The organism is Microcella sp., assembly GCF_030645145.1.
In the GTDB taxonomy this organism is placed as follows: domain Bacteria; phylum Actinomycetota; class Actinomycetes; order Actinomycetales; family Microbacteriaceae; genus Microcella.
Map to the genome: position 1 here is coordinate 1 of NZ_JAUSMI010000070.1, position 24,354 is coordinate 24,354.

The 24,354-nt window shown below is 70.5% G+C and carries 32 protein-coding genes; 14 read left to right on the forward strand and 18 right to left on the reverse strand.

Features of this window, described 5'->3' with window-relative positions; all coding sequences use genetic code 11:
- The first annotated feature begins 177 nt into the window (after positions 1-177).
- Both Q7T15_RS04065 and Q7T15_RS04070 read left to right on the forward strand, forming a co-directional pair.
- Complete coding sequence (locus Q7T15_RS04065; protein ID WP_370689094.1) at positions 178-924, forward strand: SDR family oxidoreductase; 747 nt, start codon at positions 178-180, stop codon at positions 922-924.
- 4 nt (positions 925-928) lie between these two features.
- Positions 929-1,384 (forward strand): NUDIX hydrolase, encoded by a 456-nt coding sequence (locus Q7T15_RS04070; RefSeq protein ID WP_304693536.1) that lies wholly within the window; start codon positions 929-931, stop codon positions 1,382-1,384.
- On the opposite strand, the gene Q7T15_RS04075 is transcribed toward Q7T15_RS04070, so the two are convergent.
- Positions 1,342-2,397, reverse strand: a complete 1,056-nt coding sequence (locus tag Q7T15_RS04075; protein ID WP_304693538.1) for a TerC family protein — start codon at positions 2,395-2,397, stop codon at positions 1,342-1,344. The genes Q7T15_RS04070 and Q7T15_RS04075 overlap by 43 nt on opposite strands.
- Before the next feature lie 250 nt (positions 2,398-2,647).
- Here Q7T15_RS04075 and Q7T15_RS04080 point away from each other — a divergent pair, with 250 nt between their 5' ends.
- Positions 2,648-2,920, forward strand: coding sequence for a hypothetical protein (locus tag Q7T15_RS04080; protein WP_304693540.1), 273 nt, complete (start codon positions 2,648-2,650; stop codon positions 2,918-2,920).
- A gap of 74 nt (positions 2,921-2,994) precedes the next feature.
- Positions 2,995-3,147 (forward strand): hypothetical protein, encoded by a 153-nt coding sequence (locus Q7T15_RS04085; protein ID WP_304693542.1) that lies wholly within the window; start codon positions 2,995-2,997, stop codon positions 3,145-3,147.
- 39 nt (positions 3,148-3,186) lie between these two features.
- Here the strand turns inward: Q7T15_RS04085 and Q7T15_RS04090 are convergent, their stop codons facing one another.
- From Q7T15_RS04090 to Q7T15_RS04105, 4 genes are read right to left on the reverse strand one after another with little or no spacing between them, the layout of a single operon-like run.
- On the reverse strand, positions 3,187-3,828 hold the full coding sequence (locus tag Q7T15_RS04090) for a dihydrofolate reductase family protein (RefSeq protein WP_304693544.1): 642 nt from the start codon (positions 3,826-3,828) through the stop codon (positions 3,187-3,189).
- Between the two features lie 17 nt (positions 3,829-3,845).
- Positions 3,846-4,181 carry a YciI family protein gene (locus Q7T15_RS04095; protein WP_304693546.1) on the reverse strand — a complete coding sequence of 112 codons (336 nt, stop codon included), beginning with the start codon at positions 4,179-4,181 and terminating at the stop codon, positions 3,846-3,848.
- Between the two features lies 1 nt (position 4,182).
- Complete coding sequence (locus Q7T15_RS04100; protein WP_304693548.1) at positions 4,183-4,410, reverse strand: helix-turn-helix transcriptional regulator; 228 nt, start codon at positions 4,408-4,410, stop codon at positions 4,183-4,185.
- A complete protein-coding gene (locus Q7T15_RS04105; protein ID WP_304693550.1) occupies positions 4,410-4,895 on the reverse strand; it encodes a DUF2975 domain-containing protein in 486 nt (161 codons plus the stop codon). The genes Q7T15_RS04100 and Q7T15_RS04105 overlap by 1 nt, the downstream gene beginning before the upstream one ends.
- 114 nt (positions 4,896-5,009) lie before the next feature.
- Between Q7T15_RS04105 and Q7T15_RS04110 the strand changes: the two genes are divergently transcribed.
- Positions 5,010-5,402, forward strand: a complete 393-nt coding sequence (locus Q7T15_RS04110) for a YchJ family protein (RefSeq protein WP_304693551.1) — start codon at positions 5,010-5,012, stop codon at positions 5,400-5,402.
- A 74-nt stretch (positions 5,403-5,476) separates the two neighbouring features.
- Positions 5,477-5,734, forward strand: a complete 258-nt coding sequence (locus tag Q7T15_RS04115) for a hypothetical protein (protein WP_304693553.1) — start codon at positions 5,477-5,479, stop codon at positions 5,732-5,734.
- Between the two features lie 123 nt (positions 5,735-5,857).
- On the opposite strand, the gene Q7T15_RS04120 is transcribed toward Q7T15_RS04115, so the two are convergent.
- Positions 5,858-7,096, reverse strand: a complete 1,239-nt coding sequence (locus Q7T15_RS04120; RefSeq protein WP_304693555.1) for a PLP-dependent aspartate aminotransferase family protein — start codon at positions 7,094-7,096, stop codon at positions 5,858-5,860.
- Between the two features lie 95 nt (positions 7,097-7,191).
- On the opposite strand from Q7T15_RS04120, the gene Q7T15_RS04125 reads away from it, so the two are divergent.
- Positions 7,192-7,689, forward strand: coding sequence for an Lrp/AsnC family transcriptional regulator (locus tag Q7T15_RS04125; protein WP_304693557.1), 498 nt, complete (start codon positions 7,192-7,194; stop codon positions 7,687-7,689).
- A 21-nt stretch (positions 7,690-7,710) separates the two neighbouring features.
- Here the strand turns inward: Q7T15_RS04125 and trpD are convergent, their stop codons facing one another.
- The gene (trpD, locus tag Q7T15_RS04130; RefSeq protein WP_304693559.1) at positions 7,711-8,781 is read right to left on the reverse strand and encodes an anthranilate phosphoribosyltransferase; all 1,071 of its coding nucleotides are present in this window, start codon (positions 8,779-8,781) and stop codon (positions 7,711-7,713) included.
- Positions 8,782-8,859: 78 nt separating this feature from the next.
- On the opposite strand from trpD, the gene Q7T15_RS04135 reads away from it, so the two are divergent.
- The 5 genes from Q7T15_RS04135 to Q7T15_RS04155 all read left to right on the forward strand — a co-directional run bounded on the left by Q7T15_RS04135 (position 8,860) and on the right by Q7T15_RS04155 (position 13,805).
- Positions 8,860-9,489, forward strand: coding sequence for a heme-copper oxidase subunit III (locus Q7T15_RS04135; RefSeq protein ID WP_304693561.1), 630 nt, complete (start codon positions 8,860-8,862; stop codon positions 9,487-9,489).
- Positions 9,486-10,316 carry a c-type cytochrome gene (locus Q7T15_RS04140; protein WP_304693563.1) on the forward strand — a complete coding sequence of 277 codons (831 nt, stop codon included), beginning with the start codon at positions 9,486-9,488 and terminating at the stop codon, positions 10,314-10,316. Before Q7T15_RS04135 ends, Q7T15_RS04140 begins: the two co-directional genes overlap by 4 nt.
- 32 nt (positions 10,317-10,348) lie before the next feature.
- Positions 10,349-11,425, forward strand: a complete 1,077-nt coding sequence (locus Q7T15_RS04145) for a ubiquinol-cytochrome c reductase iron-sulfur subunit (protein WP_304693615.1) — start codon at positions 10,349-10,351, stop codon at positions 11,423-11,425.
- 50 nt (positions 11,426-11,475) lie between these two features.
- Complete coding sequence (locus tag Q7T15_RS04150) at positions 11,476-13,038, forward strand: ubiquinol-cytochrome c reductase cytochrome b subunit (protein WP_304693617.1); 1,563 nt, start codon at positions 11,476-11,478, stop codon at positions 13,036-13,038.
- An 83-nt stretch (positions 13,039-13,121) separates the two neighbouring features.
- Entirely contained in the window at positions 13,122-13,805 is a 684-nt protein-coding gene (locus Q7T15_RS04155) for an HAD family hydrolase (RefSeq protein WP_304693565.1), read from the forward strand.
- Positions 13,806-13,859: 54 nt separating this feature from the next.
- Here the strand turns inward: Q7T15_RS04155 and Q7T15_RS04160 are convergent, their stop codons facing one another.
- The 7 genes from Q7T15_RS04160 to Q7T15_RS04190 form a co-directional block, all read right to left on the reverse strand.
- On the reverse strand, positions 13,860-14,399 hold the full coding sequence (locus Q7T15_RS04160; RefSeq protein ID WP_304693567.1) for a GNAT family N-acetyltransferase: 540 nt from the start codon (positions 14,397-14,399) through the stop codon (positions 13,860-13,862).
- 48 nt (positions 14,400-14,447) lie between these two features.
- A complete protein-coding gene (locus tag Q7T15_RS04165; protein ID WP_304693569.1) occupies positions 14,448-14,876 on the reverse strand; it encodes a GNAT family N-acetyltransferase in 429 nt (142 codons plus the stop codon).
- Between the two features lies 1 nt (position 14,877).
- The gene (locus Q7T15_RS04170) at positions 14,878-15,294 is read right to left on the reverse strand and encodes a cytochrome c oxidase subunit 4 (RefSeq protein ID WP_304693571.1); all 417 of its coding nucleotides are present in this window, start codon (positions 15,292-15,294) and stop codon (positions 14,878-14,880) included.
- 7 nt (positions 15,295-15,301) lie between these two features.
- On the reverse strand, positions 15,302-17,038 hold the full coding sequence (gene ctaD / locus Q7T15_RS04175; protein WP_304693573.1) for a cytochrome c oxidase subunit I: 1,737 nt from the start codon (positions 17,036-17,038) through the stop codon (positions 15,302-15,304).
- A gap of 8 nt (positions 17,039-17,046) precedes the next feature.
- A complete protein-coding gene (coxB, locus tag Q7T15_RS04180; RefSeq protein ID WP_304693575.1) occupies positions 17,047-17,907 on the reverse strand; it encodes a cytochrome c oxidase subunit II in 861 nt (286 codons plus the stop codon).
- A gap of 245 nt (positions 17,908-18,152) precedes the next feature.
- Positions 18,153-18,500 (reverse strand): iron-sulfur cluster assembly accessory protein, encoded by a 348-nt coding sequence (locus Q7T15_RS04185; protein ID WP_304693577.1) that lies wholly within the window; start codon positions 18,498-18,500, stop codon positions 18,153-18,155.
- Positions 18,501-18,544: 44 nt separating this feature from the next.
- A complete protein-coding gene (locus tag Q7T15_RS04190) occupies positions 18,545-19,972 on the reverse strand; it encodes a dipeptidase (protein ID WP_304693579.1) in 1,428 nt (475 codons plus the stop codon).
- A gap of 43 nt (positions 19,973-20,015) precedes the next feature.
- Between Q7T15_RS04190 and Q7T15_RS04195 the strand changes: the two genes are divergently transcribed.
- Positions 20,016-20,624: a DUF3043 domain-containing protein gene (locus Q7T15_RS04195; protein WP_370689093.1), complete on the forward strand. Its 609-nt coding sequence runs from the start codon at positions 20,016-20,018 to the stop codon at positions 20,622-20,624.
- A 12-nt stretch (positions 20,625-20,636) separates the two neighbouring features.
- On the opposite strand, the gene Q7T15_RS04200 is transcribed toward Q7T15_RS04195, so the two are convergent.
- The 3 genes from Q7T15_RS04200 to hisD are packed head-to-tail and all read right to left on the reverse strand — an operon-like array spanning position 20,637 to position 23,486.
- Positions 20,637-21,686, reverse strand: coding sequence for a quinone-dependent dihydroorotate dehydrogenase (locus Q7T15_RS04200; RefSeq protein WP_304693581.1), 1,050 nt, complete (start codon positions 21,684-21,686; stop codon positions 20,637-20,639).
- A gap of 4 nt (positions 21,687-21,690) precedes the next feature.
- Positions 21,691-22,158: a transcriptional regulator NrdR gene (gene nrdR, locus Q7T15_RS04205; protein ID WP_055861533.1), complete on the reverse strand. Its 468-nt coding sequence runs from the start codon at positions 22,156-22,158 to the stop codon at positions 21,691-21,693.
- A gap of 11 nt (positions 22,159-22,169) precedes the next feature.
- The gene (gene hisD, locus Q7T15_RS04210; RefSeq protein WP_304693585.1) at positions 22,170-23,486 is read right to left on the reverse strand and encodes a histidinol dehydrogenase; all 1,317 of its coding nucleotides are present in this window, start codon (positions 23,484-23,486) and stop codon (positions 22,170-22,172) included.
- A gap of 68 nt (positions 23,487-23,554) precedes the next feature.
- Here hisD and Q7T15_RS04215 point away from each other — a divergent pair, with 68 nt between their 5' ends.
- Positions 23,555-24,055 (forward strand): flavin reductase family protein, encoded by a 501-nt coding sequence (locus tag Q7T15_RS04215; protein WP_304693587.1) that lies wholly within the window; start codon positions 23,555-23,557, stop codon positions 24,053-24,055.
- Positions 24,056-24,085: 30 nt separating this feature from the next.
- Here the strand turns inward: Q7T15_RS04215 and Q7T15_RS04220 are convergent, their stop codons facing one another.
- Positions 24,086-24,301 (reverse strand): antitoxin, encoded by a 216-nt coding sequence (locus Q7T15_RS04220; protein ID WP_304693589.1) that lies wholly within the window; start codon positions 24,299-24,301, stop codon positions 24,086-24,088.
- Between the last annotated feature and the right edge of the window lie 53 nt (positions 24,302-24,354).

Consider the following 24,354-nt stretch of genomic DNA (forward strand, 5'->3'; position numbering starts at 1 on the left):
ACGATCCAGATGATCCAGAGGTACTGAACGATGTCGGGCAACGGCGCCTCTTCCACGGTCGATTGTTCCTCACGCTATCACCGCCCTCCGACGCTCCTCCGGGCCCGACACGGCGCGGGAAGACCGGTAGTGTCGAGACTCGTGAACAGCCCCCTCGCCGCCGGCTCGCTCGCCGGCATGACCGCTCTCGTCACCGGCTCCTCCCGCGGCATCGGCGCCGACACCGTGCGCTACTTCGCCGCCGCCGGCGCGAACGTCATCATCAACTACCGCTCGAAGGCGCCGCGCGCCGAGAAGCTGCTCGCCGAGCTCGAGGCCGGCGGCACGCAGGGCCTCGCGGTGGGCGCCGACCTCACCGATCCGGCCTCCGTCGAGGCGATGATGCAGCAGGTGCAGGATCGCTTCGGGCGGATCGACATCCTCGTGCTCAACGCCTCCGGCGGCATGGAGGCCGGCATGGGCGAGGACTACGCGCTGCGCCTCAACCGCGACGCGCAGGTCAACGTGCTGACGAAGGCCCTCCCGCTGCTCCACGAGGGTGCGCGCATCGTGTTCGTCACGAGCCACCAGGCGCACTTCATCCGCACGGTGCCGACGATGCCCGAGTACGAGCCCGTCGCCCTGTCGAAGAGAGCAGGTGAGGATGCTCTGCGCGAGTTCATCCCGCAGCTCGAGGCCGCGGGCATCGGCTTCACGGTCGTCTCCGGCGACATGATCGAGGGCACGGTCACCGCGACGCTCCTCGATCGCGCCAACCCCGGGGCGATCGAGGCCCGCAAGGAGGCCGTCGGCAAGCTCTACAACGTGAGCGAGTTCGCCGCCGAGGTCGCTCAGGCCGCCGTCGACCCGGTCCCCGCGGACAACACGCGGCTCGTCGGCGACGTCGCCTACTTCACCGAGTACGCGCCGACCGCGGGCGAGTAGCACCGTGGCCCCGACGCCGGGCCTGCGCCGGACATCCCGGATTCTGCTCGTCGACCCGTCGGGAGCGGCGCTCCTGTTCTTCACGGCCTCGCCCGACACGACGCGCTTCGCCCGCTGGATCACGCCGGGCGGGGGAGTGGACCCGGGGGAGTCGCACGAGCAGGCTGCGATCCGAGAGCTGTTCGAGGAGACCGGGCTCGTGGTCGAGAGCGTCGGCGATCCGGTGTGGAGCCTCGACTTCGAGGTGACGTGGGATGCCGCGGATCACGACCGCGGTCACGCCGAGTACTACCTGGTGCGCTGCGAGCGCTTCGAGGCGGTGTCGACGAACTGGACCGATGACGAGCACGTCGACGTGACCGCCCACGGGTGGTTCACCGCGGACGAGCTGCTCGCCACCGGCCAGCCCTTCGAGCCCTACGACCTGCCGCGACTGCTGCGTTCGATCTCCGCGTCCTGATCGACGCGGGCCGATCGCCGCCATACCGGCTCGGCCTCCGCCATCTCCTCCTCGGTCGCGATGCGGAACGGGGGAGCGTTCTCCACGACGATCTCGTGCCGGCTCTGCCCGCGCGTCGCCCGGAGGCTCGCGACGATCGAGACCGTGATGATGAGCGCGACGACCGCGAGCGAGACGCTCGTGGGGATCTTGTAAACGTCGAGCAGCAGCATCTTGATGCCGACCCAGATGAGCACGAACGCGAGGCCGAGCTTCAGGTAGATGAATCGGTGCATGAGGTCGGCGAGCAGGAAGTACATCGCGCGCAGACCCAGGATCGCGAAGGCGTTCGCGGTGAAGACGATGAACGGCTCGCTCGTGACGCCGAAGATGGCCGGGATGGAGTCGACGGCGAAGATGATGTCGGTCACCTCGACGAGCACGAGCACCGCGAGCAGGGGAGTGGCGACGAGGACGCCGGCCTTGCGGATGAGGAACTTCTGCCCGTGGTACGCGTCGGTCATCGGGATGACGCGCTTGAAGGCCTTGAGGATCTTCGAGTTCGCGACGTCCATGTGCTCGTTGCGCTTCCGGATCATCATCCAGCCCGTGTAGAGCAGGAACGCCGCGAACAGGTAGAGGATCCAAGAGAACTGATCGATCAGCACGGCGCCGAGGGCGATGAAGATGCCGCGGAACACGAGCGCACCGAGCACGCCGAGGAAGAGCACGCGGTGCTGGTACTCGCGGGGCACGTGGAAGAAGGCGAAGATGATCGCCCACACGAAGACGTTGTCGACCGCGAGCGACTTCTCGATGAGGTAGCCGGCGTAGTACTGCTGGCCCAGCTCGGCGCCGTACTCGGCCCAGATGTAGCCGCCGAAGGCGACGCCGAGCGTCACCCAGATGATCGACCACACGGCGGCCTCGCGCACGCCGATGACGTGGGCCTTCCGGTGGGCGAAGAGATCGATCGCGAGCATGGCGATGATGACGCCGAGAACGGCGAACCACAGCCAGAGGGGTACGTCCATGACGGAGCTCCTGAATGGTCGATGAGGTTATTCAGGAGGTCTTTCCCGGCCGGAACGGTCAGATTCGGCCCGTGGCGCCGGATCTGCATGAGCGGATCGAAATGACGACGCGACGCGGGTCGGGGATACTCCCCTCCGCGGACAAGTAAACCACACTTCATGCTTCTCGCGCGCTCGGCCCGGGGATCTTCTCGGCGGATTCTCGTGCGGGGCCCGCCCGGCCGAGCACGACCAGTGATGTGATGGGCGGATGACCGGCCAGGGCACGCAGTACGACCTCGAGCCGACCGTCCCGGCGTTCTTCGATTCGCCGCTCTCGGTCGTCCTCATCGTCTGGTTCGTCATGCTCGCGATCGGCATCCGGTCGATCCAGCTCCAGGAGGAGCGACTGGGCGTCGGGGGAGCCACGGCCTGGATCGTCGTCGTCATCATCGGCGGTCCGCTCGGCGTCCTGGCGTGGTTCTCGCTCGGGCACCGGCCGGGATCCCCGCCGGCCCCGCACGGGCCGTCGCCGTTCTCCTGAAAAGAGCAAATATTTGCTCGCTTTTCTCGGAGGAGCGGCGCGCGCTCGTGTCGATCCATCGGCGCCGGGTGGCGATGACCGGCCTGGAAGAGCTCGGCTGGTACGCCTTCGTCGTGTTCGCGCAGCTCATCGGGCCGCTCGTCTGGTTCCTGCTCGCGCGCGACGGCTACGAGAGCCTCAGCCCGGCGCCGCGGCCCTTCCTGCCGGACGACTCCCGTATCCGATAATCATCATTATGTCAGCTCGCCATCGAAGCGCAGAGGAACTCAGCGCGCGATCGTGACGTGGATGACGCCGCTCTCGGCGACCTCGGTCGTCACCGTGCGGCCCTCCTCGAGCCTGCGCAGGTCATCCCAGAGCCGCCCGCCGCGGCCGAGCACGATCGGCGCGATGCCGACGTGCAGTCGGTCGATGAGATCCGCGGCGAGGAACGCGCGGGCGACGCCGAGCCCTCCGCCGATCCGGATGTCGGCGTCTCCCGCGAGCTCCCGCGTTCGGGCGAGCGCGTCCCCCGGGCTCGCCGCCAGGAACTCGAACCGCGTCCCGTTCTCGAACTCGATCGGCGCGCGCTCGCGATGCGTCAGCACGAGCACGGGAACGCGGAACGGCGGCTCGTCGCCCCACCATCCGCGCCAGTCCGGGTCGTCCGGGAAGGCGTGGAGGCCGAACATGCCCGCGCCCATGATCTCGGCGCCGACCTCCTCGAAGTAGGCGGACGCGTAGCGGTCGTCGACTCCGGTCGTGCCCTCGCCCGAGGTGTCGTGCAGGACCCGTTCGCGGAAGGTCCGGGTGGCGGCGTAGTCCGCGACGAGCCTCCCCCAATCCTCGCCCATCGGGTTCTCCGGGCTCGGGTCGGCGGGCATCGCGACGCCGTCGAGCGAGACGTTCAGATCGAGTCGGACCACCATGACGCTGCTCCCCTCCCTCAGCGAGCGAGCCCGAGAAGCGGCCGCAGCTCCACGCGCCGATTGCACGCGCGGGATCCCCTGGTCGCGAGCGCGAGAGCGGCATCCCGGTCCCGCGCCTCGATGATCCAGAATCCGGCGACGTAGTCGCGCGTGTCGTGGAGCGGCCCGGGCCGGACCTCCGCCACTCCCCCGCGCCCGTCGATGACGACCGCCTCCGCGGGCGCGGTGATCCCGCCGGCGACGACCCAGTGGCCGCCTGCCTCGAGCGCCTCGTTGAAGGCGTCGATCGCCGCGGCCTCGTCGCCGGTGGCCGATCCACTCGTGTCGTCGATGACCGAGATCAGGAAGTGCACGTCAGACTCCTTCGTCGTCGCGCTCGTCGGGCTCCCAGCGAAGCAGATCCCCCGGCTGGCAGTCGAGCACCGCGCACAGGGCGTCGAGCGTGCTGAACCGCACGGCCTTGGCGCGCCCGTTCTTGAGCACCGCGAGGTTGGCGGGCGTGATCCCGACGCGCTCCGCGAGCGCTCCGACGGGCATCTTGCGCCGCGCGAGCATGACATCGATGTCGACGATGATCGCCATCAGATCACCTCGTCGAGCTCGGAGCGCAGCTCGCGCGCCTCCCGCTCCCGAGCGATCGCCTGGGCGAGCAGGGCTCGCATGACGACGACGACGAGCGCAACGCCCGCGATCACGAGCGACGCCCCGCACAGCAGCGCGACGACCCCCGGCGCGACCTCCCCCGGGGCGAGGGCGACCGCGAGCACGAGCACGAGCGCCGAGAGCATGACGATCGCGCCGATGATCAGGTCGACCCACCGGAAGGCCGCGTCGCTGAAGACGGAGCCGCGGCGCACGAGGCCCAGCAGTCGCCAGACCCCGATCGCACCTACCTGCAGGCACAGGATGCTCAGCGCGGCGATCGCGACGAGCAGGATCCTCCCCCACAGCGCCTCCCCCTCGAGATCGATCCAGACCAGCGGCAGGATGACGACCTGCACGAGGACGGACCCGAGCAGGGACAGCGCGATGATCACGCGGGTCACGACGATCAGTGCCGGGCTCATGAGTGCTCCTATCGATCAACATCCGTAATCTATTGTTTTTCGATAGATCAGTCAAGCCCCAGCTCGCGCCGCTCCCCCGGCGGCGACATCCGGATGAGCTTCTAGGCTCGAAGCGTGCCCGCCGACCCGACCCCGCCGCGCCGCTGCCCCTGCACCTCGGGCCTGCTCTACGACGAGTGCTGCGGCCCGCTCCATCGAGGCGAGCGCGCCGCACCCACCGCTGAGCAGCTCATGCGCTCGCGGTTCTCCGCGTTCGCGCTCGCCGACGCCGCCTACCTCCTCGCGACGTGGCATCCCTCGACGAGGCCCGAGTCGCTCGAGCTCGACGCGTCGACGCGCTGGTACCGCCTCGACGTCCTGCGCACCGAGCGCGGTGGCCCGCTCGATCGCGACGGCGTCGTCGCCTTCGACGCCTACTACCGCTCCCCCGACGGCGCCGGCGTCCAGCACGAGGTGAGCGCCTTCCGTCGCGACGACGGCCGCTGGTTCTACGTCGCCGAGAACTGACCCCCATCCGGGGGCCCGACCGCTCCGAAGAGAGGGAGCCAGCACCATCCGCTCCCCCACTCTCGGAGGTTTCAATGAAGAAGGTCCTCTCCACCGCGTTCGCGACGGCCCTCGTCGCGACCGGGCTCGTCCTCGGCGGCGCGAGCGCCGCATCCGCCGCCCACTGCATCGACTCGACCGGCACCTCGCCCGGGTTCTCCTGGTTCGGCGACCACGCCCGCGCCACGACCGACGCCGAGGGCAGCAAGGCCGGCCCGCACATGGGAACTTCGGGCGCCTCGAACTGCAACGAGACGACCGGCAACCCGTCCGAGCGGTCCTCGAACCGCTAGCGGCACCGACTGCTCGCGCGGCCTCGACGACCGGCAGCGAGCGGAGCGACGCCCCGACCGTCCGGTGGTCGGGGCGTCGTCGCGTCCGGGCCCGCGGTCAGGTCGGGCGTCAGAGTGCTCCGGTCAGCGGGCTCCGGCCCCCACCGAGGCACCGTCGACACGGATGCCCGCGGCCGCCGACCCCGCCCCGTGCGCCGTCGAGAGCGCGCGATCGAGGTCGAGCCAGAGGTCCTCGACGTTCTCGAGCCCGATCGAGAGGCGCAGGATGCCCGCGCCGGGTCGGGCCTCCGGCGCGACGGGCCGGTGGGTGAGCGAGGCCGGGTGCTGCACGAGCGAGTCGACGCCGCCGAGCGAGACGGCGTGGGTGAAGAGCCCGAGGCCCGCGATGGTCGACTCCGCTGCGGCGAGCCCGCCGGCGAGCTCGATCGCGAGCATCGCACCCGGGCCGCGCATCTGGCGCCCGATGAGGCCGGTCGGGTCGCTGTCACCGAGGCCGGGGTAGTGGACGCGCGCGACCGCGCCGTGGTCGACGAGGCGATCGGCGAGGATGCGGGCCGAGTCCTGCTGCGCGCGCACGCGCAGCGCGAGGGTCGGAAGCCCGCGGTGGAGCAGGTACCCGCCGAGCGGGTGCAGCAGCCCGCCCGTGATCGCGCGCACGGGGCGGATCGCCGTGGCCCACTCCTCCGAGCACGCGATGACGCCGCCGATGACGTCGCCGTGCCCGCCGAGGTACTTCGTCGCGCTGTGCAGCACGAGCGCGGCGCCCTGGTCGGCGGGGTTCTGCAGCACGGGGGTCGCGAAGGTGTTGTCCACGAGCACGGGAGCCTCGCCCGCGGCCGCGACGACCGCGGCGATGTCGACGAGCTCGAGGGTGGGGTTCGCGGGGGTCTCGACGACCACGAGGCACGTGTCGGGGCGCATCGCGGCGGCGACCCCATCGGCGGTCGTGAACGTCGTCTCGACGTTCAGCAGGCCCGAGGCGAGCAGGTGGTCGGTGCCGCCGTAGAGGGGCCGCACGGCAACCACGTGGCGACCGCGCCCGCGGTTGGCGGCGGCCATGACAGCCGCGGTGAACGCCGCCATGCCCGAGGCGAACGCCACGGAGGCGTCCGTCCGCTCGAGCTGCGCGAGCGCTTCCTCGAAGCGCGCGACGGTGGGGTTCCACAGTCGGGCGTAGACGTTGCCGCCCTCCGTGGGGTGATGCCCGGTCGCCATCGACTCGTACGAACCGCCGCCGAGCTCGACGTCGGGCAGCGGATTCGTGGTCGAGAGGTCGATCGGCAGGGCGTGGACGCCCATCGCGGCGAGGTCCTCCCGCCCGGCGTGCACGGCAAGGGTCTCGAAAGCGACAGCATCGTCCATGGCCTCAGCGTTCCCCCTTCTGCGGCGAGAAGCAAGATCGCCCGAATCTTCCGCGGAGCATCCGCCTTTTGTCGAATCTCCTGCATGATGGGGGCATGGATGCTCCTCCCGCGCCGAAGTTCCCGCGAGCCGCGCCGCTCGATGCGATCGACCTCGCGATGCTCGCCGAGCTCGATGCGAACGGGCGCCTCACGAACGCCGCGCTCGCCGAGCGCGTCGGGGTCGCCGAGTCGACCTGCAGTCAGCGCCTGCGCGCCCTCCGCGAGTCGGGCGCCATCCGCCGCTTCCGCGCCGAGATCGATCCGGCCGCTCTGGGCCTGGGGCTCGAGGCCGTCATCACGGTCCGCCTCGCGAGCCACTCGCGCGACCAGGTCCAGGCGTTCCAGTCACGACTGCGCGACATCCCCAACGTCGTGCGCATCTTCCACGTCGCCGGAGCCGACGACTACCTCCTGCACGTCGCCGTCGAGTCGGCCGCGGCGCTGCGCGACCTCGTGCTCGAGCACCTGCAGGTGCACCCGGGCGTGCGGCACACCGAGACGCAGCTGATCTTCGAGGTCATCGATGGGGCCGGGCTGCTCCCGCGGGCGTGACCCCTCGGTGCGAGCCCGCCGTCAGGAGCGACCGGCGGCAGCCTGCGTCGCCGCGGCCCACTCCTCGAGCTTGCGCGCGGCGCGACCCGAGTCGATGAGGTCCGCCGCGACCTCCAGCTGCTCGCCGAGCCGTTCGACGATCGGCCGGGTGATCTGCGCCGGATCCTGCGCGAGCCGGAACGAGACGAGGCCCGCAGCGGCGTTGAGCAGGACGATGTCGCGCACGGGGCCCTCGTCGCCGGCGAGGACGCCGCGGGCGAGGCTCGCGTTGTGCTCCGGGCCCGCCCCGAGGATGCCCTCGATCGCGCTGTAGGAGATCCCCAGTTCGCGCGGATCGATATCGTGCTCCGTCACCGAGCCGCGCGAGACCTCCCACATGTGCGAGTGGCCCGTCGTCGTGAGCTTGTCGATGCCGTCGTCGCCTCTGTAGACGAGCGCGGTCGCGCCGCGGGTCCGGAACACGCCGACCACGAGCGGGACTCGGTCGAGGTTCGCGACCCCGACGGCGGACGCCTCGGGGCGCGCCGGGTTCACGAGCGGCCCGAGGATGTTGAAGAGCGTCGCCACTCCGAGCTCCCGGCGCACGGGGCCGGCGTGCCGGAACCCGGGATGGAAGGTCTGCGCGTGGAGGAAGGTGAGACCCACCTCCCGGAACACCCGCGCCACCTCCTCGGGGGTGAGGTCGAGAGAGATCCCGAGCTCGCTCAGCACGTCGGAGGCGCCCGAGGCGCTGCTCGCGCCGCGGTTGCCGTGCTTGGCGACGGGCACGCCGCCCGCCGCGACGACGATCGACGCGATCGACGACACGTTGACGACGGCGCCGAACGGGTCGCCACCGGTGCCGACGATGTCGAGCGCCATGGGGTCGATGTCGATCGGGCGCGCGTGCGCGAGCGCCGCATCGCGGAATCCGACGAACTCGTCGACGGTCTCGCCCTTCGCCCGCAGCGCCATCAGGAAGCCCGCGAGCTGCGCGGACGTCGCCTCCCCCGCCATGACCTGCTCCATGGCCCACGCGGCCTCCGCGATGCTGAGGTCCTGCCCCTCGAGCAGGCGGGTGAGCAGGGCGGGCCAGGTGGGGGCTGCGGACATGGGTAAAGGCTAGTGAATCGCCGCGAGAAGGCATGTCGACGGGCAAGAAGTGCCCTGGGCATCCGTCATAATGAATGAGTGACCAGCACCTCTCTGTCGAGATCTCTCACCGCCCCCACGGTCAACCGGCCCAACATCGTTGCTGTCGGCACGATCGTCTGGCTCGGCAGCGAAGTCATGTTCTTCGCCGGCCTCTTCGCGATCTACTTCACGCTCCGGTCGACGTCGCCCGAGCTGTGGGAGGCCGGGACCGAGGTGTTCAACGTCCCGTTCGCGGCGGTCAACACCACGATCCTCGTCCTCTCGAGCGTCACCGCCCAGTTCGGCGTGTTCGCGGCCGAGCGCCTGCAGGCCCGCCGCACCGGCTGGAAGCCGACGCAGTGGGGCATGATCGAGTGGTTCTTCCTCACCTACGTGATGGGCGCGATCTTCGTGGTGGGCCAGGTCTACGAGTACGCCATCCTCGTCAGCGAGCACGTCTCGCTCACCTCGGACGCCTTCGGCTCGGCGTTCTACCTCACGACCGGCTTCCATGGCCTCCACGTCACGGGCGGCCTCATCGCCTTCCTCCTCGTCATCGGGCGCGCCTACGCGGTGAAGGTCTTCACCCACCGCGACGCCACGAGCGCGATCGTCGTGTCGTACTACTGGCACTTCGTCGACGTGGTCTGGATCGGCCTCTTCCTCGTCATCTACGTCCTCCAATGAGCAATCGAATCGAGACGCAGCACACCATGGCATCCACCTCCCCCGCTCCCGCACGTCGCTCCGGCCGCCGGCACCCGCTGGCGACAGCCGCTCTGCTGGTCGTCGGCCTCCTCGCGACCGGCGGCGCGTACGCGCTCGCCACGACCTCGGCCACGGCAGAGACGACGGTCGCGAACGAGCAGCTCGTCGAGGATGGCGGCAAGCTCTTCGCCGCGAACTGCGCGAGCTGCCACGGCCTCCAGGGCGCGGGCACCGAGGCCGGCCCGTCGGTGATCGGCGTCGGCGCTCTCGCCGTCGACTTCCAGGTCGGCACGGGCCGCATGCCCATGGCCGCCTCCGGTCCGCAGGCCGAGGTCAAGCCCGTCCAGTTCACGCAGGAGCAGATCGACGCGATGGGCGCCTGGGTCGCCTCGCTCGCCCCCGGCCCCGCGGTGCCGCCGGAGCGCTACCTCGCCGGCGACGGCGACGCGGCGATCGGCGCCGAGCTCTTCCGCATCAACTGCGCGATGTGCCACAACGTCGCCGGAGCCGGTGGCGCCCTCACCGAGGGCAAGTACGCCCCAGGCCTCGCGGGCGTCGACCCCGTCCACGTCTACGGCGCGATGTCGACCGGCCCGCAGAACATGCCCGTGTTCAGCGACCTCAACCTCACTCCCGAAGAGAAGAACGACATCATCACCTATCTGCAGTACATCGAGGAGAACCCGTCGGTCGGCGGCTTCGACCTGGGGTCGCTCGGTCCGGTGTCGGAGGGGCTCTTCATCTGGATCTTCGGCCTCGGCGGACTCGTCGCGGTGACCATCTGGCTCACCGCGAAGTCCAACTGACGGCCCGTGCAGCAGCTTAGGAAAGGACGATGATGGCGGACGACCACGACGGCACGACGAGCGGCGAGGCCGCGGAGACGGCTGTCGAGAAGCACGCGAGCAGCGCCTCTCCGGGAGTCGCCGTCGAGCGCGCCGATCGCATCCCGAACCCGGGCTTCCCGCCCGAGCGTCTGCGCGTCACCGACACCGACCCCGCGAAGGAGCGCGCCGCCGAGCGGACCGTCTCGGGCCTCTTCCTGCTCTCGGTCGTCGGCAGCGTCCTCGCCGTCGTCGCCTACTTCGCCTTCCCCATCGTCGAGGGCGACCCGAGCACGATCCGCCTCAACAACCTCTTCCTCGGCCTCGGCATCACACTCGGCCTGCTCGGCATCGGCATCGGCGCGGTCCACTGGTCGAAGGCGCTCATGCACGGGCACGAGCTCGTGGAGGAGCGCCACGGGACGCGCGGCTCCGACGAGACGCGCGCCAAGGCCGTCGAGATCTTCCAGGCCGGCAACGCCGAGTCGGGCTTCACGCGCCGCAGCCTCGTCCGCAACACCCTCATCGGCGCGCTCGTCGCGACTCCCATCCCGGCCATCGCGATCTTCCGCGACCTCGCGCCGGCGGAGGACCCGATCGCCCTGCTCAAGCACACCATGTGGGAGGAGGGCGTCCGCCTCACCCGCGACCCCTCCGGCACCCCGATCAAGGCCTCCGAGGTCACGATCGGCTCCGCGTTCCACGTCATCCCCGAGGGGCTCACCGAGCTCGAGTCGCACAAGCTGGAGGAGAAGGCCAAGGCCGCCGTCCTTCTCATGCGCCTCCCCCTCGATCGGCTCAACGAGCGCGAGGACCGCCAGGGCTGGTCCTACGACGGCATCGTGGCCTACTCCAAGATCTGTACGCACGTCGGCTGCCCCGTCGCGCTGTACGAGCAGCAGACCCACCACCTGCTGTGCCCCTGCCACCAGTCCGAATTCGACGTGGCCAACCACGCCGAGGTCATCTTCGGACCGGCGGCGCGCCCGCTTCCCCAGCTCCCGATCACTGTGGATGAAGAGGGTTACCTCGTCGCGAAGAGCGACTTCACCGAACCTGTGGGTCCGAGCTTCTGGGAGCGTGCACTGTGAGTACCGCAACTGAGCCCGTCGCCCCGGCCGCTGCCGCGCCGTCGCGCGGCATGCGTTTCACCGGGTGGGCGGCGAACTACATCGACGAGCGCACGAGCGCCTCGACGGCCGTCAAGACGCTGGGTCGCAAGATCTTCCCCGACCACTGGTCGTTCATGCTCGGTGAGGTGGCGCTCTACAGCTTCGTCGTCATCCTGCTCAGCGGCACGTTCCTGACCTTCTTCTTCGACCCGTCGATGACCGAGGTCGAGTACGAGGGCTCGTACGTCCCCCTCCAGGGCATCCCGATGTCGGTCGCGTACCACTCGTCGCTCGACATCTCGTTCGAGATCCGCGGCGGCCTGCTCATGCGCCAGGTCCACCACTGGGCGGCGCTGCTGTTCGTCGCCTCGATCGGCCTGCACATGCTCCGCGTGTTCTTCACGGGCGCGTTCCGCAAGCCGCGCGAGCTCAACTGGGTCATCGGCTTCCTGCTCTTCGTCCTCGCGATGGCGCTCGGCTTCACCGGCTACTCGCTCCCCGACGACCTCCTCTCGGGCAACGGCCTCCGCATCATCGACGGCATGATCAAGGCCGTCCCGCTCGCCGGCGGCTGGATCTCCTACCTGCTCTTCGGCGACGAGTTCCCGGGAACCGACATCATCCCGCGTCTCTACGTGCTGCACATCCTGCTGCTGCCGGCGATCCTCGTCGCCCTCATCGGCGCGCACATGGTGCTGCTGATCGTCAACAAGCACACGCAGTTCGCCGGCCCCGGCCGCACGAACGACAACGTCGTCGGCGCGCCGGTCATGCCCGTGTTCGCCGCGAAGGCCGGTGGCTTCTTCTTCATCGTCTTCGGCGTCATCGTCCTCATCGCGTCGCTCTTCACGATCAACCCGATCTGGAACTACGGCCCCTACGACCCCTCCCCGGTGTCCGCGGGAACGCAGCCGGACTGGTACATCGGCTTCGCCGACGGCGCGCTGCGCCTCATCCCGCCGCATCTCGAGACGGTCATCTTCGGCTACACGTGGTCGTGGAACGTCCTCATCCCGCTCGTCGGCCTCCTGGTGTTCCTCGCGGCAGCCGCTCTGTACCCGTTCCTCGAGGCGTGGGTCACGGGCGACAAGCGCGAGCACCACATCGCCGAGCGTCCTCGCAACAACCCGACCCGCACCGCGATCGGCGCGGCCGGCGTGACGTTCTACGCGGGCCTGTGGGCCGCGGCGAGCTCCGACCTCATCGCGACGCACTTCCGCCTGTCGATCGAGGGCGTCATCCACGCCCTGCAGTTCGTCACGGTCGTCGGCCCGTTCATCGCTTACTTCGTCACGAAGCGCGTCTGCCTCGCGCTCATGAGGAAGGACCGCGAGATCGCGCTGCACGGCTTCGAGTCGGGTCGCATCGTGCGCCTCCCGGGCGGCGAGTACATCGAGGTCCACGAGCAGCTCGACGACTACGAGCGCTGGAAGCTCGTGAGCTACGAGGAGTACCAGCCGCTCATGGTGCGCCCCGACGCCCGCGGCCGCATCACGGCCCGTCAGCGCGTGCGCGCGAGCATGTCGCGCTGGTTCTTCGAGGACCGCATCTCGCCCGTGACGCAGCGCGAGCTCGAGTCGCAGCGCCACTAGCACCGCACCATCGACGGCCCCGCTTCTCCTCCGGGAGGGCGGGGCCGTCGCGGTTCCCGCCGCCGACCGCGTAGCGTGTGAGCATGACCGGCGCGCCCATCACCACCGTCCTGCTCGACGTCAACGAGACCCTCACCGACCTCGGCCCCCTCGAGGGGTGGATGCGCGAGCGCGGTCTCCCCGCCGGCTCCGCGAGCGCGTGGCTCGCGGCCGTCCTCCGCGACGGCTTCGCGGCGTCGCTCGTCGGGCTGCCCATCGGCTTCGGCGCGCTCGGCGCGACGGCGCTGCGGGATCTCGCCGCGAGCGTCCACGACCCCGCGCCTCTCGACGAGCCCGCGGTCGACGCGATGCTCGAGCAGCTCCCGGCGGCGGTCGGCGCACTGCCCGCCCACGACGACGTCGCGCCGGGCATCCGCCGCATGATCGACGAGGGGCTGGGCGTCTCGACGCTCACGAACGGCTCGTCGCGCGTCGCGCAGGGGCTCCTCGAGCGGCTCGGCCTCACCGGCGAGGGCATCGCGACGCTGAGCGTCGACGGGACCCGCACGTGGAAGCCCCACCCCGAGTCATACCTCGGCGCGTGCGATCGCCTCGGCTCGATGCCCGAGCAGACCGCGCTCGTCGCCTGCCACCCGTGGGACATCCTCGGAGCGCAGCGCGCAGGGCTCGTGGGCGTGTGGATCCCGCGCGGCCGCCAGTGGCCGTCGGGATACCCCGAGCCCGACCGCACGATCACCGCGCTCACCGAGCTCGTCGACGTCCTCTGAGCGGGCGCCCGCGACCCCGACGGCTCAGGCCACCGCGGCCCGGCTCACGGTGGCTCAGCGCACGCGCCACTCGCGGTCGAGGAGGGCGAAGCGCTCCAGGGCCGTCCACTCCCCCTTGAACCAGTCCCCCTCGAGGATCGTCCCCTCGTGGCGGAGGCCGAGGCGGCGCATGAGCGCGAGCACCGGGGCGTTGCGCGCATCGCCCTGCATGACGACGCGATGCGCGCCCCGCTCGTCCATGAGCTCGGCGAGGACCGCCTCGAGAGCCTCGCGCGCGAACCCCCGACCCTGGTGCGCCGGTGCGAGGGTCACGCCGAGCTCGAAGGTGTCGGGCTGCTCGGCGTCGGCTCCCACCGCGACGTCGCCGATGAGCCCCGTGGGGCCGTCGGCGAGGTGCAGGCCGAGCTGGACCCACTCCCCCGCGTCCGGCCATCCCGAGGCGGGCTGACCGTCGACGAGGGCGCGCGCATCCGCCGCGGAGTAGTCCGTGCTCCACGACTGGTAGCGCGCGACCTCGGGCTCACGGCGATACGCGACGAACGCCGGGATGTCCGCGGACGCGATCGGGCGGATCAGAAGTCGTGCGCTCCGCAACTCCGTCATCGTCACGACCCCGTCAGCGATCGACCCGAGCGACTCGGCTCAGAACACCCGACGCATGTACTCGGCGTTCTGGCTGTAGCCGAGACGGTCGTAGAAGCCGCCGGCGCGGCGACTCGCGACGGTGATCTGACGCACGCCGCGGCGGATGCACTCGCGCTCGACGGCGTGGACGAGCTCGGTGCCGAGATCCTGCCCGCGAGCGTCCTCGTCCACCGCGATCTCCTGAAGCTGCGCCGAGGCGCCGTTGGTGGAGAGCAGGCGCGCGATCGTCGTGAACGCGTACCCGCGAACGACGCCCTGGTCGTCCTCGGCGACGAGCAGCAGCAGACCCGAGTCCTCGTCCGCCGCGATCGCCTCGGCGAAGCTCACGTCGAAGGCGCTGCGGACGGGGATGAAGGCCGCACCGAGCTGCTGGACGAGCGCGAAGACCGCGTCCGCGTCCTCAGCGCGCGCCCGACGGACCGTCACGTCAGCGACCGAAGTTGCCGCGGTAGTACTCGTAGACCCAGCCGACGAGTCCGAGCATCGCAAGCGGGATCGCGTAGAACATGATCCAGATGCCCGCGGCCAGGCCGAGGAACGTGAACGTCACGCCGCCGGCGAGGAAGACGGGCCACCAGCTCCACGGGGAGAAGTAACCGAGCTCCGGGTCGCCGTCGTCGATGTCCGCATCGAGGCGGTCCTCCGGGAGGATGCCGCCGGTCGAGCGGTTCACGAGCTGCAGGTAGAAGGCGATGAACGCCGAGAGCACCGCGCAGAGACCGAGTCCCACGGATCCGACCCACTCCACCTGACCGGTGTCGATGATCGCCCAGGCCACGTAGATGACGGTGAGGAGGATGAAGAACGCGAGGAGGATCCAGAAGAGATTGACGTTGGTCTTCATGCGCGGACTACTTCACCTTCTCGTCGCCGAGGTCGTACGTGGGGGCGTCGGGCGCGTCCTTCGCCGGGCCGATGCCGACCGGGATGCCCGCCTCGGGGTGGTTGAGGTCGAACGCCGGCGACTCGGAGCGGATGCGCGGGATGGAGGTGAAGTTGTGACGCGGCGGGGGGCACGAGGTGGCCCACTCGAGCGAGCGGCCGTAGCCCCACGGGTCGTTGACGGTCACCTTGGGAGCGCGGCGCGCCGTGATGTACACGTTCAGCAGGAACGGGATCATCGACGCGGCCAGCAGGAACGACCCGAGGGTCGACAGCTGGTTCATCCACGTGAAGCCGTCCTCCACGAGGTACGTGGCGTAGCGGCGGGGCATGCCCACGACGCCGAGCCAGTGCTGCACGAGGAAGGTCGTGTGGAAGCCGACGAAGAGGGTCCAGAAGTGGATCTGGCCGAGGCTCTCGTTGAGCATCTTGCCCGTCCACTTCGGCCACCAGAAGTAGAACCCGGCGAACATCGCGAACACGACCGTGCCGAACACGACGTAGTGGAAGTGGGCGACGACGAAGTAGGAGTCGGAGACGTGGAAGTCGAGCGGCGGCGAGGCGAGGATGACGCCCGTGAGCCCGCCGAAGACGAAGGTGATGAGGAAGCCGATCGTCCAGATCATCGGCGTCTCGAACGTCACCGAGCCGCGCCACATCGTGCCGATCCAGTTGAAGATCTTCACGCCCGTCGGGACGGCGATGAGCATCGTCATGAGCGCGAAGAACGGCAGCAGGACCGAGCCGGTGACGTACATGTGGTGAGCCCACACCGTCATGGACAGCGCGGCGATGGCGATCGTCGCGTAGACGAGCGTCTTGTAGCCGAAGATCGGCTTCCGGCTGAAGACGGGCAGGATCTCCGAGACGATGCCGAAGAACGGCAGGGCCAGGATGTACACCTCGGGGTGGCCGAAGAACCAGAAGAGGTGCTGCCAGAGGATGGCGCCGCCCGTGGCGGCGTCGAAGAAGTGCGACCCGAAGACCCGGTCGGAGCCGAGCGCGAAGAGCGCGGCGGCGAGGACGGGGAAGGCCATGAGCACGAGCAGCGAGGTCACGAGGGTGTTCCACGTGAAGATCGGCATGCGCCACATCGTCATGCCGGGGGCGCGCATCGTGATGATCGTCGTGATGAAGTTGACGGCGCCGAGGATGGTGCCGAATCCGCTCATCGCGAGACCGAAGACCCACAGGTTGCCGCCGACTCCGGGCGAGAAGGTCTGGCTCGAGAGCGGCGCGTAGGCGAACCAGCCGAACGAGGCGGCACCCTGCGGCGTGAAGAAGCCCGCGACCGCCATGAGCGAGCCGAAGGAGTAGAGCCAGTAGGCGAAGGCGTTCAGTCGCGGGAACGCGACGTCGGGGGCGCCGATCTGCAGCGGCATGATGACGTTCGCGAAGCCCGCGAAGAGCGGAGTCGCGAACATCAGCAGCATGATCGTGCCGTGCATCGTGAAGAGCTGGTTGTACTGCTCGTTCGTCGACACGACCTCGAGGCCCGGCGCGAAGAGCTGGGCGCGGATGACGAGCGCCATGACGCCGCCGACGAGGAAGTAGATGAACGAGGTGATCAGGTACATGTACCCGATGGTCTTGTGGTCGGTCGACGTGACCCAGCCGACGAAGACGTTGCCCTTGCGGGCGATCCCGGGGTTGCTGTAGCCGGGCTCGGCGGTGCCGATGGAGGGACGCGGTGCGGTCGTCGTCATGATGCCGCTTACTCCTCTTCGCTGGAGCCGGTCGTGCCCGGCAGGTTCGCGTTCGTGTTGAAGGTCTCGTCGACCTGGCCCTCGAAGCCGGCGGCGCGGAGCGACTCGATGTACGCGTCGTACTCGTCCTGCGAGACGACCTCGACGTTGAAGAGCATGAGCGCGTGGTACTCGCCGCAGAGCTCGGCGCACTTGCCGACGTACGAGCCCTCCTTCTCCGGGATGAAGTACCAGTAGTTGGACTTCGCGGGGATCATGTCCTTCTTGTAGAGGAAGTCGACGATCCAGAAGGAGTGCAGCACGTCGCGCGACTCGATCTGCACCTCGACCTTCTGCCCCACGGGGAGGTAGAGGGTCGGGAGGGTCGAGGAGTCGATCTGGCCGTCGGCCGTCTTCTGCGCCTGGATGCCCTGGTAGTAGACGTCCTCGTTGACGTAGTTGAAGTCCCACGCCCAGCGCTTGCCGTAGACCTCGATCGTGACGTCGGGGTCGGCGAGGGGCTCCTCGATCGCGGTCTGGTCGCGCGCCGTGAAGGCGAAGAATCCGAGGACGAGGATGAGCGGCACGACCGTGTAGAGGATCTCGATCGGCATGTTGTAGCGGAGCTGGACGGGAAGGCCCGTCTGCCCCTTGCGGCGGCGGTAGACGACCGCGGCCCAGATGATGAGGCCCCACGTGATGATGCCGACGCCGAGCAGGACGATCCACGACGTCACCCACAGGCCGATCACGCGGTCGACCTGGTTGGTCGTTCCGGGCTCGGTGGGCAGCCAGCCCAGCTGCTGCTGGGGGGTGCATGCCGCGAGGACGAGCGAGGTGACGACGGCGAGGGGGATCGCCGCCAATCGAAGACGTCGGTTGGAACGCACCGGTGGCCTCTCGAAAGGAGTGAAGGAAGGACGTGGAACGACTGCCAGTCTATGTCACCGCGGTCTGCCGGAACGCCCTCCGACGCTCCGAGAACCCGGCGAGAACCCTGCTGAGCCGCCGGTCGCACGGCCCGTCGCGGCGCGAATGACGACGGCGCGGGCATCCATGCAGAAGGATGCCCGCGCCGTCGATCACGCGGGTGCGGGAGCGCGGGCGGCGGCCCGCCTCCCCGCTCGAGCTCGGCTCAGTGGAAGCTGTCGCCGCACGCGCAGGAGCCCTGCGCTTGCGGGTTGTCGATCGTGAAGCCCTGCTTCTGGATGGTGTCCTCGAAGTCGATCGAGGCGCCGTCGAGGTAGGGCACGCTCATCTTGTCGACGACGACCTCGACGCCCTCGAAGTCGCGCGTGACGTCGCCGTCGAGGAGGCGCTCGTCGAAGTAGAGCTGATAGATCAGGCCGGAGCAGCCGCCCGGCTGCACCGCGAGGCGGAGGCGCAGATCATCGCGGCCCTCCTGCTCGAGGAGCGACTTGACCTTGGCGGCGGCGGCATCTGTCAGGGCGACGCCGTGCGTCTCGAGAGCGGTGTCGGTCATGGGGTTCCTCCCGGAATCGATGGGGCTTCTGCCAGTGTACGTCGCTACGCCGTGAGGTCGACCGCACCGCCGAGCCGGGCGAGCAGGACGGCCTCGGTGAGGATCGCGCGGTGGAGCACGCCGAGGTGCAGCGACTCGTTCGGGCTGTGGGCGCGGGTGTCCGGGTCCTCCACGCCCGTCACGAGGACGTGCGCGTCGGGGAAGGTCTCCATGAGCTCGGCGATGAACGGGATCGAGCCGCCGACGCCGACCATGACGGGGTCGGCCTCCCACGCCTCGCGCATCGAGGTGAGGGCCTCGTCGACCGCCCACGCGCTCGTGTCGACGAGGAACGGATTGCCGAGGTCGACGGCGCCGAAGGTGAGCCGCGCGCCGAAGGGCGCGTGCGCCTCGAGGTGCGCGCGGAGGGCGGCGAAGGCCTCGGCCGCCGACTGCCCGGGGGCGACGCGCGCGCTGATCTTGACCGAGACGCTCGGCAGGAGCGTGTTGGACGCGTTCTGCACGCTCGGCGCGTCGATGCCCGTGACGGTGATCGAGGGCTGGGCCCACAGTCGGTGCAGCACGGGGCCGCGGCCGATCGGCGTCACGCCGTCGAGCAGAGCCGCCTCCTCGCGGAGCCGCTCGTCCGTGTACTCGGGGACATCCTGGTGGTGCGCGCGCAGCCCCTCGACCGCGACGGACCCGTCGGCGTCGTGGAGCGTCGACAGGAGGCGGACGGTCGCGAGCATCGCGTCGGGCGCGGCGCCGCCGAACATCCCCGAGTGGGAGGCGTGGCCGAGGGTGGAGACGGTGAGCGTGAAGGCGGCGTTGCCGCGCAGGCCGACCGTGAGCGAGGGGGTGCGGACATCCCAGTTGTCGGAATCGGCGACGACGATGACGTCGGCGGCGAGCAGGGCGCGGTGCTTGTCGAGCAGGGCGGTGAAGGAACGGGAGCCGAACTCCTCCTCCCCCTCGATGAAGAGCACGAGACCGAGCTCGGGGTCGCCGACCGACTCGACGAGCGCGCGGATCGCGGCGACGTGCGCGATCACGCCGGCCTTGTCGTCGGCGGCACCGCGACCGTATAGCCGATCGCCGATGACGGTGGGCTCGAACGGCGACGTCTCCCAGTCCTCGTCGCGGCCCGGGGGCTGCACGTCGTGGTGCGCGTAGAGGAGGACGGTCGGGCGGCCATTGCGGGGCTCGCGGCGGGCGAGGACGGCGGGTTGGCCAAGGGTGGCAGTGCCGGGGATCTCGGCGCGGTCGACGATGACCTCGTCGAAGACGCCGAGCTCACGGACGAGGCGGGCGACCTCGTCGGCGGAGGCCTGCACGTGCGCCGGGTCGAAGCCGTCCCACGACACCGAGGGGATGCGCACGAGCGTCGAGAGGTCGGCGATCGCCGCCGGGAGCCCGTCTCTCACGCTCCCCCGCAGCTGCTCGATCAGATCGGTCGGGGTGGCGGGCCTCGTGGGCCGGTCGTGGAGCGTCATGCCGGTAATCTAGTGGGCGACTCCACCGGAAGGATGTGCCGCCGTGGCCACCCGAGACAACGCTGACGCCGCCGCTGCGAAGGCGGGCACAACCGCGTCGACCGCCCCGACCGCCTCGAGCGAGGAGGCCGCCGCGATCGCCGCCGGCAAGGGCCGCCCGACCCCGAGCCGCCGCGAGCGGGAGGCCGCGCGCAAGCGCCCGCTCGTGCCGAACGACCGCAAGGAGGCCGCGAAGGCCGCCCGAGCGAAGATGAACGAGGCGCGCGATCGCGCCCGCATCGGCATGGCCAACGGCGAGGAGCGCTACCTCCCGACCCGCGACAAGGGCCCGCAGAAGCGGTTCGTGCGCGACTACGTCGACGCGCGCTGGGGCGTCGGCGAGTTCATGATCCCGGTGATGTTCGCGGTCATCCTGCTCAGCTTCGTGCCGACGCTCGACATCTACGCGATCCTCGCGCTCTGGGCGTTCTTCCTCGTCGCCGTGCTCGACGCGACGATCCTCGGCTTCCTCGTCAAGCGTCGCCTCGCCGAGAAGTTCGGCGCCGACCGCGTGGAGAAGGGCGTGAAGTGGTACGCGGCGATGCGCTCGCTGCAGCTACGCGTGCTGCGCCTGCCGAAGCCGCAGGTGAGCCGCGGGCAGTTCCCCGCCTGACCCGCCGTCGGCTCAGCGCACGGCTGTCGTCGCGCGGATTCGCGCGAGACCGCGCGTGACCTGGCGGGCCCAGCCCGGCCCGCGGTAGAGGAACGCCGTGTAGCCCTGCACGAGCGTCGCGCCCGCGGCGAGCCGCTCGGCCGCGTCCTCCGCGGTGTCGATCCCGCCGACCGCGATGACGCAGTAGTCGGCCGGCACGGCGGCCCGCACGCGACGGAGCACCTCGAGCGAGCGCTCCTTCAGCGGCGCCCCGCTCAGGCCGCCGGCGCCCGCGGCCTCGACGATCGCGGGGTCGGTCGCGAGGCCCCCGCGCCCGATGGTCGTGTTGGTCGCGATGATGCCGCTCAGGCCCTTGCCGACGGCGAGGCGCGCGACCGCGTCGATGGACTCGTCGTCGAGATCGGGGGCGATCTTCACGAGGACGGGAGTCGACCCGGCCTCCTCGAGCACGGCATCCAGCAGCGGCCCCAGGAGCGCCTCGTCCTGCAGGCCGCGGAGCCCCGGGGTGTTGGGCGACGAGACGTTGACGGCGAGATAGTCGGCGACCGGCGCGAGGAGGCGGGCCGATTCGCGGTAGTCGGCCACGGCATCCTCGACCGCGACGACGCGGCTCTTGCCGATGTTCGCGCCGATGATGGGGCGCGGGCGGCGGGCAGCCTCACGACGGACGTTCTCGGCGGCGTGCGCGGCGCCGCGGTTGTTGAAGCCCATGCGGTTGATCACCGCGCGATCGGCGAGGAGGCGGAACAGGCGCGGGCGCGGGTTGCCCTCCTGCGCGATCGCGGTGACGGTGCCGATCTCGACGTGGCCGAATCCGAGCGCCCAGAGCCCGCGGATGCTCTCCGCATCCTTGTCGAAGCCCGCGGCCATGCCGAACGGCGACTCGAAGCGCAGCCCCATCGCCTCGACCGCGAGGCTCGGGTCGGGCGCGGTGAACCGGCGCACCAGCCCCGTCAGGCCGAGCCTCGGGATCGCGCGGATGACGGAGACTGCGAGGTGGTGGGCCCGCTCGGGGTCCATCCGAGCGAAGACCTGCCGGAAGACGACGTCGTACGCGCCCACGCGGTCAGGCCTCGGTCGCGCGCTGCGCGTCCTCGATGCGCAGCTGGCGGATGGCCGACTCGAAGTCGTCGAGGTTCTCGAACGCCTGGTAGACGCTCGCGAAGCGGAGGAACGCGACCTCGTCGAGCTGACGGAGCTCGGGCAGGATCGCGAGGCCGATGTCGTTCGCCTCGAGCTGCGAGGCGCCCGTGGCGCGGAGGTTCTCCTCCACCTTCTGGGCGAGCAGGGCGAGGTCGGTGTCGGTGACTGGGCGGCCCTGGCACGCCTTGCGGACGCCCGCGACGATCTTCTCGCGCGAGAAGGGCTCGACCACGCCGTTGCGCTTGATCACCGAGAGGCTCGCGGTCTCGGTCGTCGAGAAGCGGCGGCCGCACTCGGGGCACTGCCGACGTCGCCGGATCGAGAGCCCGTCGTCGCTCGTGCGGGAGTCGATGACGCGGCTGTCGGGGTACCGGCAGAAGGGGCAGTGCATGGTGACTGAGCCTAGTCGCCGGCGTCGCGGAAGCGCGCGCGGACGGCCTCGCCGTGGGCGGGGAGCTGCTCCGCATCGCTCAGCACGCCGACGCGCTCGGCGACCTCGCGCAGGGCCGCGCGGTCGTACTCGACGACCTGCTGCGGGCGCAGGAAGCTGTACGCGCCGAGGCCCGAGGCGAAACGGGCCTGACCGCCCGTCGGGAGGACGTGGTTCGACCCCGCGATGTAGTCGCCGAGGCTCACGGGCGTGTGATCGCCGACGAAGATCGCGCCCGCGCTCGTCAGCCGCGGCAGGAGCGCGTGCGGGTCGCGCACCTGCACCTCGAGGTGCTCGGGCGCGTAGGCGTTGCTGAATCGCGCGGCCTGCTCGAGGTCGTCGACGAGAACGAGGGCCGACTGGGGCCCGGCGAGGGCGATCTCGACGCGCTCGCGGTGGCGGGTCGCGGCGACGGCGGCGGGGAGGGCGGCCTCGACCGCGGCGGCGAGAGCGGGCGAGTCGGTCACGAGGACGGCGCCCGCGAGCTCGTCGTGCTCGGCCTGGCTCACGAGGTCGGCGACGACGAGCGCGGGCGAGGCCGACTCGTCGGCGATCACGAGGATCTCGGTCGGCCCGGCCTCGGAGTCGATGCCGACGACGCCCGTGACGGCGCGCTTCGCGGTCGCGACGAAGAGATTGCCGGGACCCGTGATGACCTGCACCGGCTCGAGCCCGAGGTCGGGGACGCCGTAGGCGAGGGCGCCGATCGCGCCGGCGCCGCCCATCGCGTAGACCTCGTCGACACCGAGCAGGTGCGCGGCGCCGAGGATCGTCGGGTGGACGCTGCCGCCGAACGCGGCCTGCGGGGGGCTCGCGAGCGCGATCGACGGCACGCCCGCGACCTGCGCCGCGACGACGTTCATGACGACGCTCGAGGGGTAGACGGCCTTCCCGCCGGGCACGTACAGGCCGACGCGGTCGACTGGCTGCCAGCGCTGCACGATGCGGGCGCCCGGGGCGATCTCGGTCGTGACCGTCGGCGGAACCTGCGCGGCCGTGCCGCGGCGCACGCGGTCGATCGCCTCGACGAGGGCTTCGCGCACCGCGGGGTCGAGCGCGGCCTCGGCCTCGCGCAGCGCGTCGAGCGGCACGCGGACGTGCGGCGGGCGGACGCGATCGAAGCGCTCGGCCTGATCGATGAGGGCGGCGGCGCCACGGGCGCGGACATCCGCGATGAGGGCGTCGACCGCCTCGACGGCGGAGCCGACGTCGCTCGCGGAGCGCGGGACGAGGGCGAGGAGATCGGCCGTGGAGAGTTCACGGCCGCGGAGATCGAGGGTCTGGATCATGGCGCGATCAGCCTAATCGCGGCCAGCCTCGGGAATACCCCGCGCGCTCGGGTGTTGGATCGTGCGTGATGACCACGACAGCCGACGCCACCGGATTCGACGCCTTCGCCCAGGCCTTCCGCCGCCACGCGGCGGGCGTCGCGGTGATCACGGCGCGCACCGCCGCTGGCGAGCCGGTCGGGTTCACGGCGACCTCGCTCGCGTCGCTCGCCGCCGCTCCCCCGCTCGCGACCTTCAATATGGCGCGCACGGCGAGCAGCTGGCCGGCGATCGCCGAGACCGACCACGTGGCGATCCACATGCTCGGCCTCGACGACTTCGCGGTCGCCGGCATCATGGCGGGCGATCACGACCACCGCTTCGACGGCGACCATTGGGAGCCGGGCCCGCACGGCCTGCCCATCCTGAAGGGCGTCACCGCGTGGATGGTCGGGCGCATCGTCGCCCGCACGCACGTCGCCGAGAACGCGATGATCGCGGTGCAGATCGAGGAGGGCGCGCTCGGCGAGCCCGACGAGCCGCTGCTCTACCACGAGCGCCGGTACCGCGCGCTCGGCGCCGAGCTCTAGCGCTCCGGCCTCGGCCCGCCGGGGCGACCGCTACGGGCGGTCGGTGCCGATCGCGCCGTCGATGTTCGACTTGACGTCCTCGATCTGGTCCGAGAACTTCCCGCCGGTGACCTTGTCGGCGGCGTCGGCCACGGCGTCGAGGACCTTGTCGCTGATGTCCTCCGCCTGCTCGCTCTCGAGCATGCCCTTGACCTGGTCGCTCTCGAGGAACTCCTTGGCCTTGCCGGTGATGTCGTCGATGCCCATGACGTCCTCCTTCTCGCGCCGACGGCGCTGTCGTGCGCGCCGCGGGGCGCGTC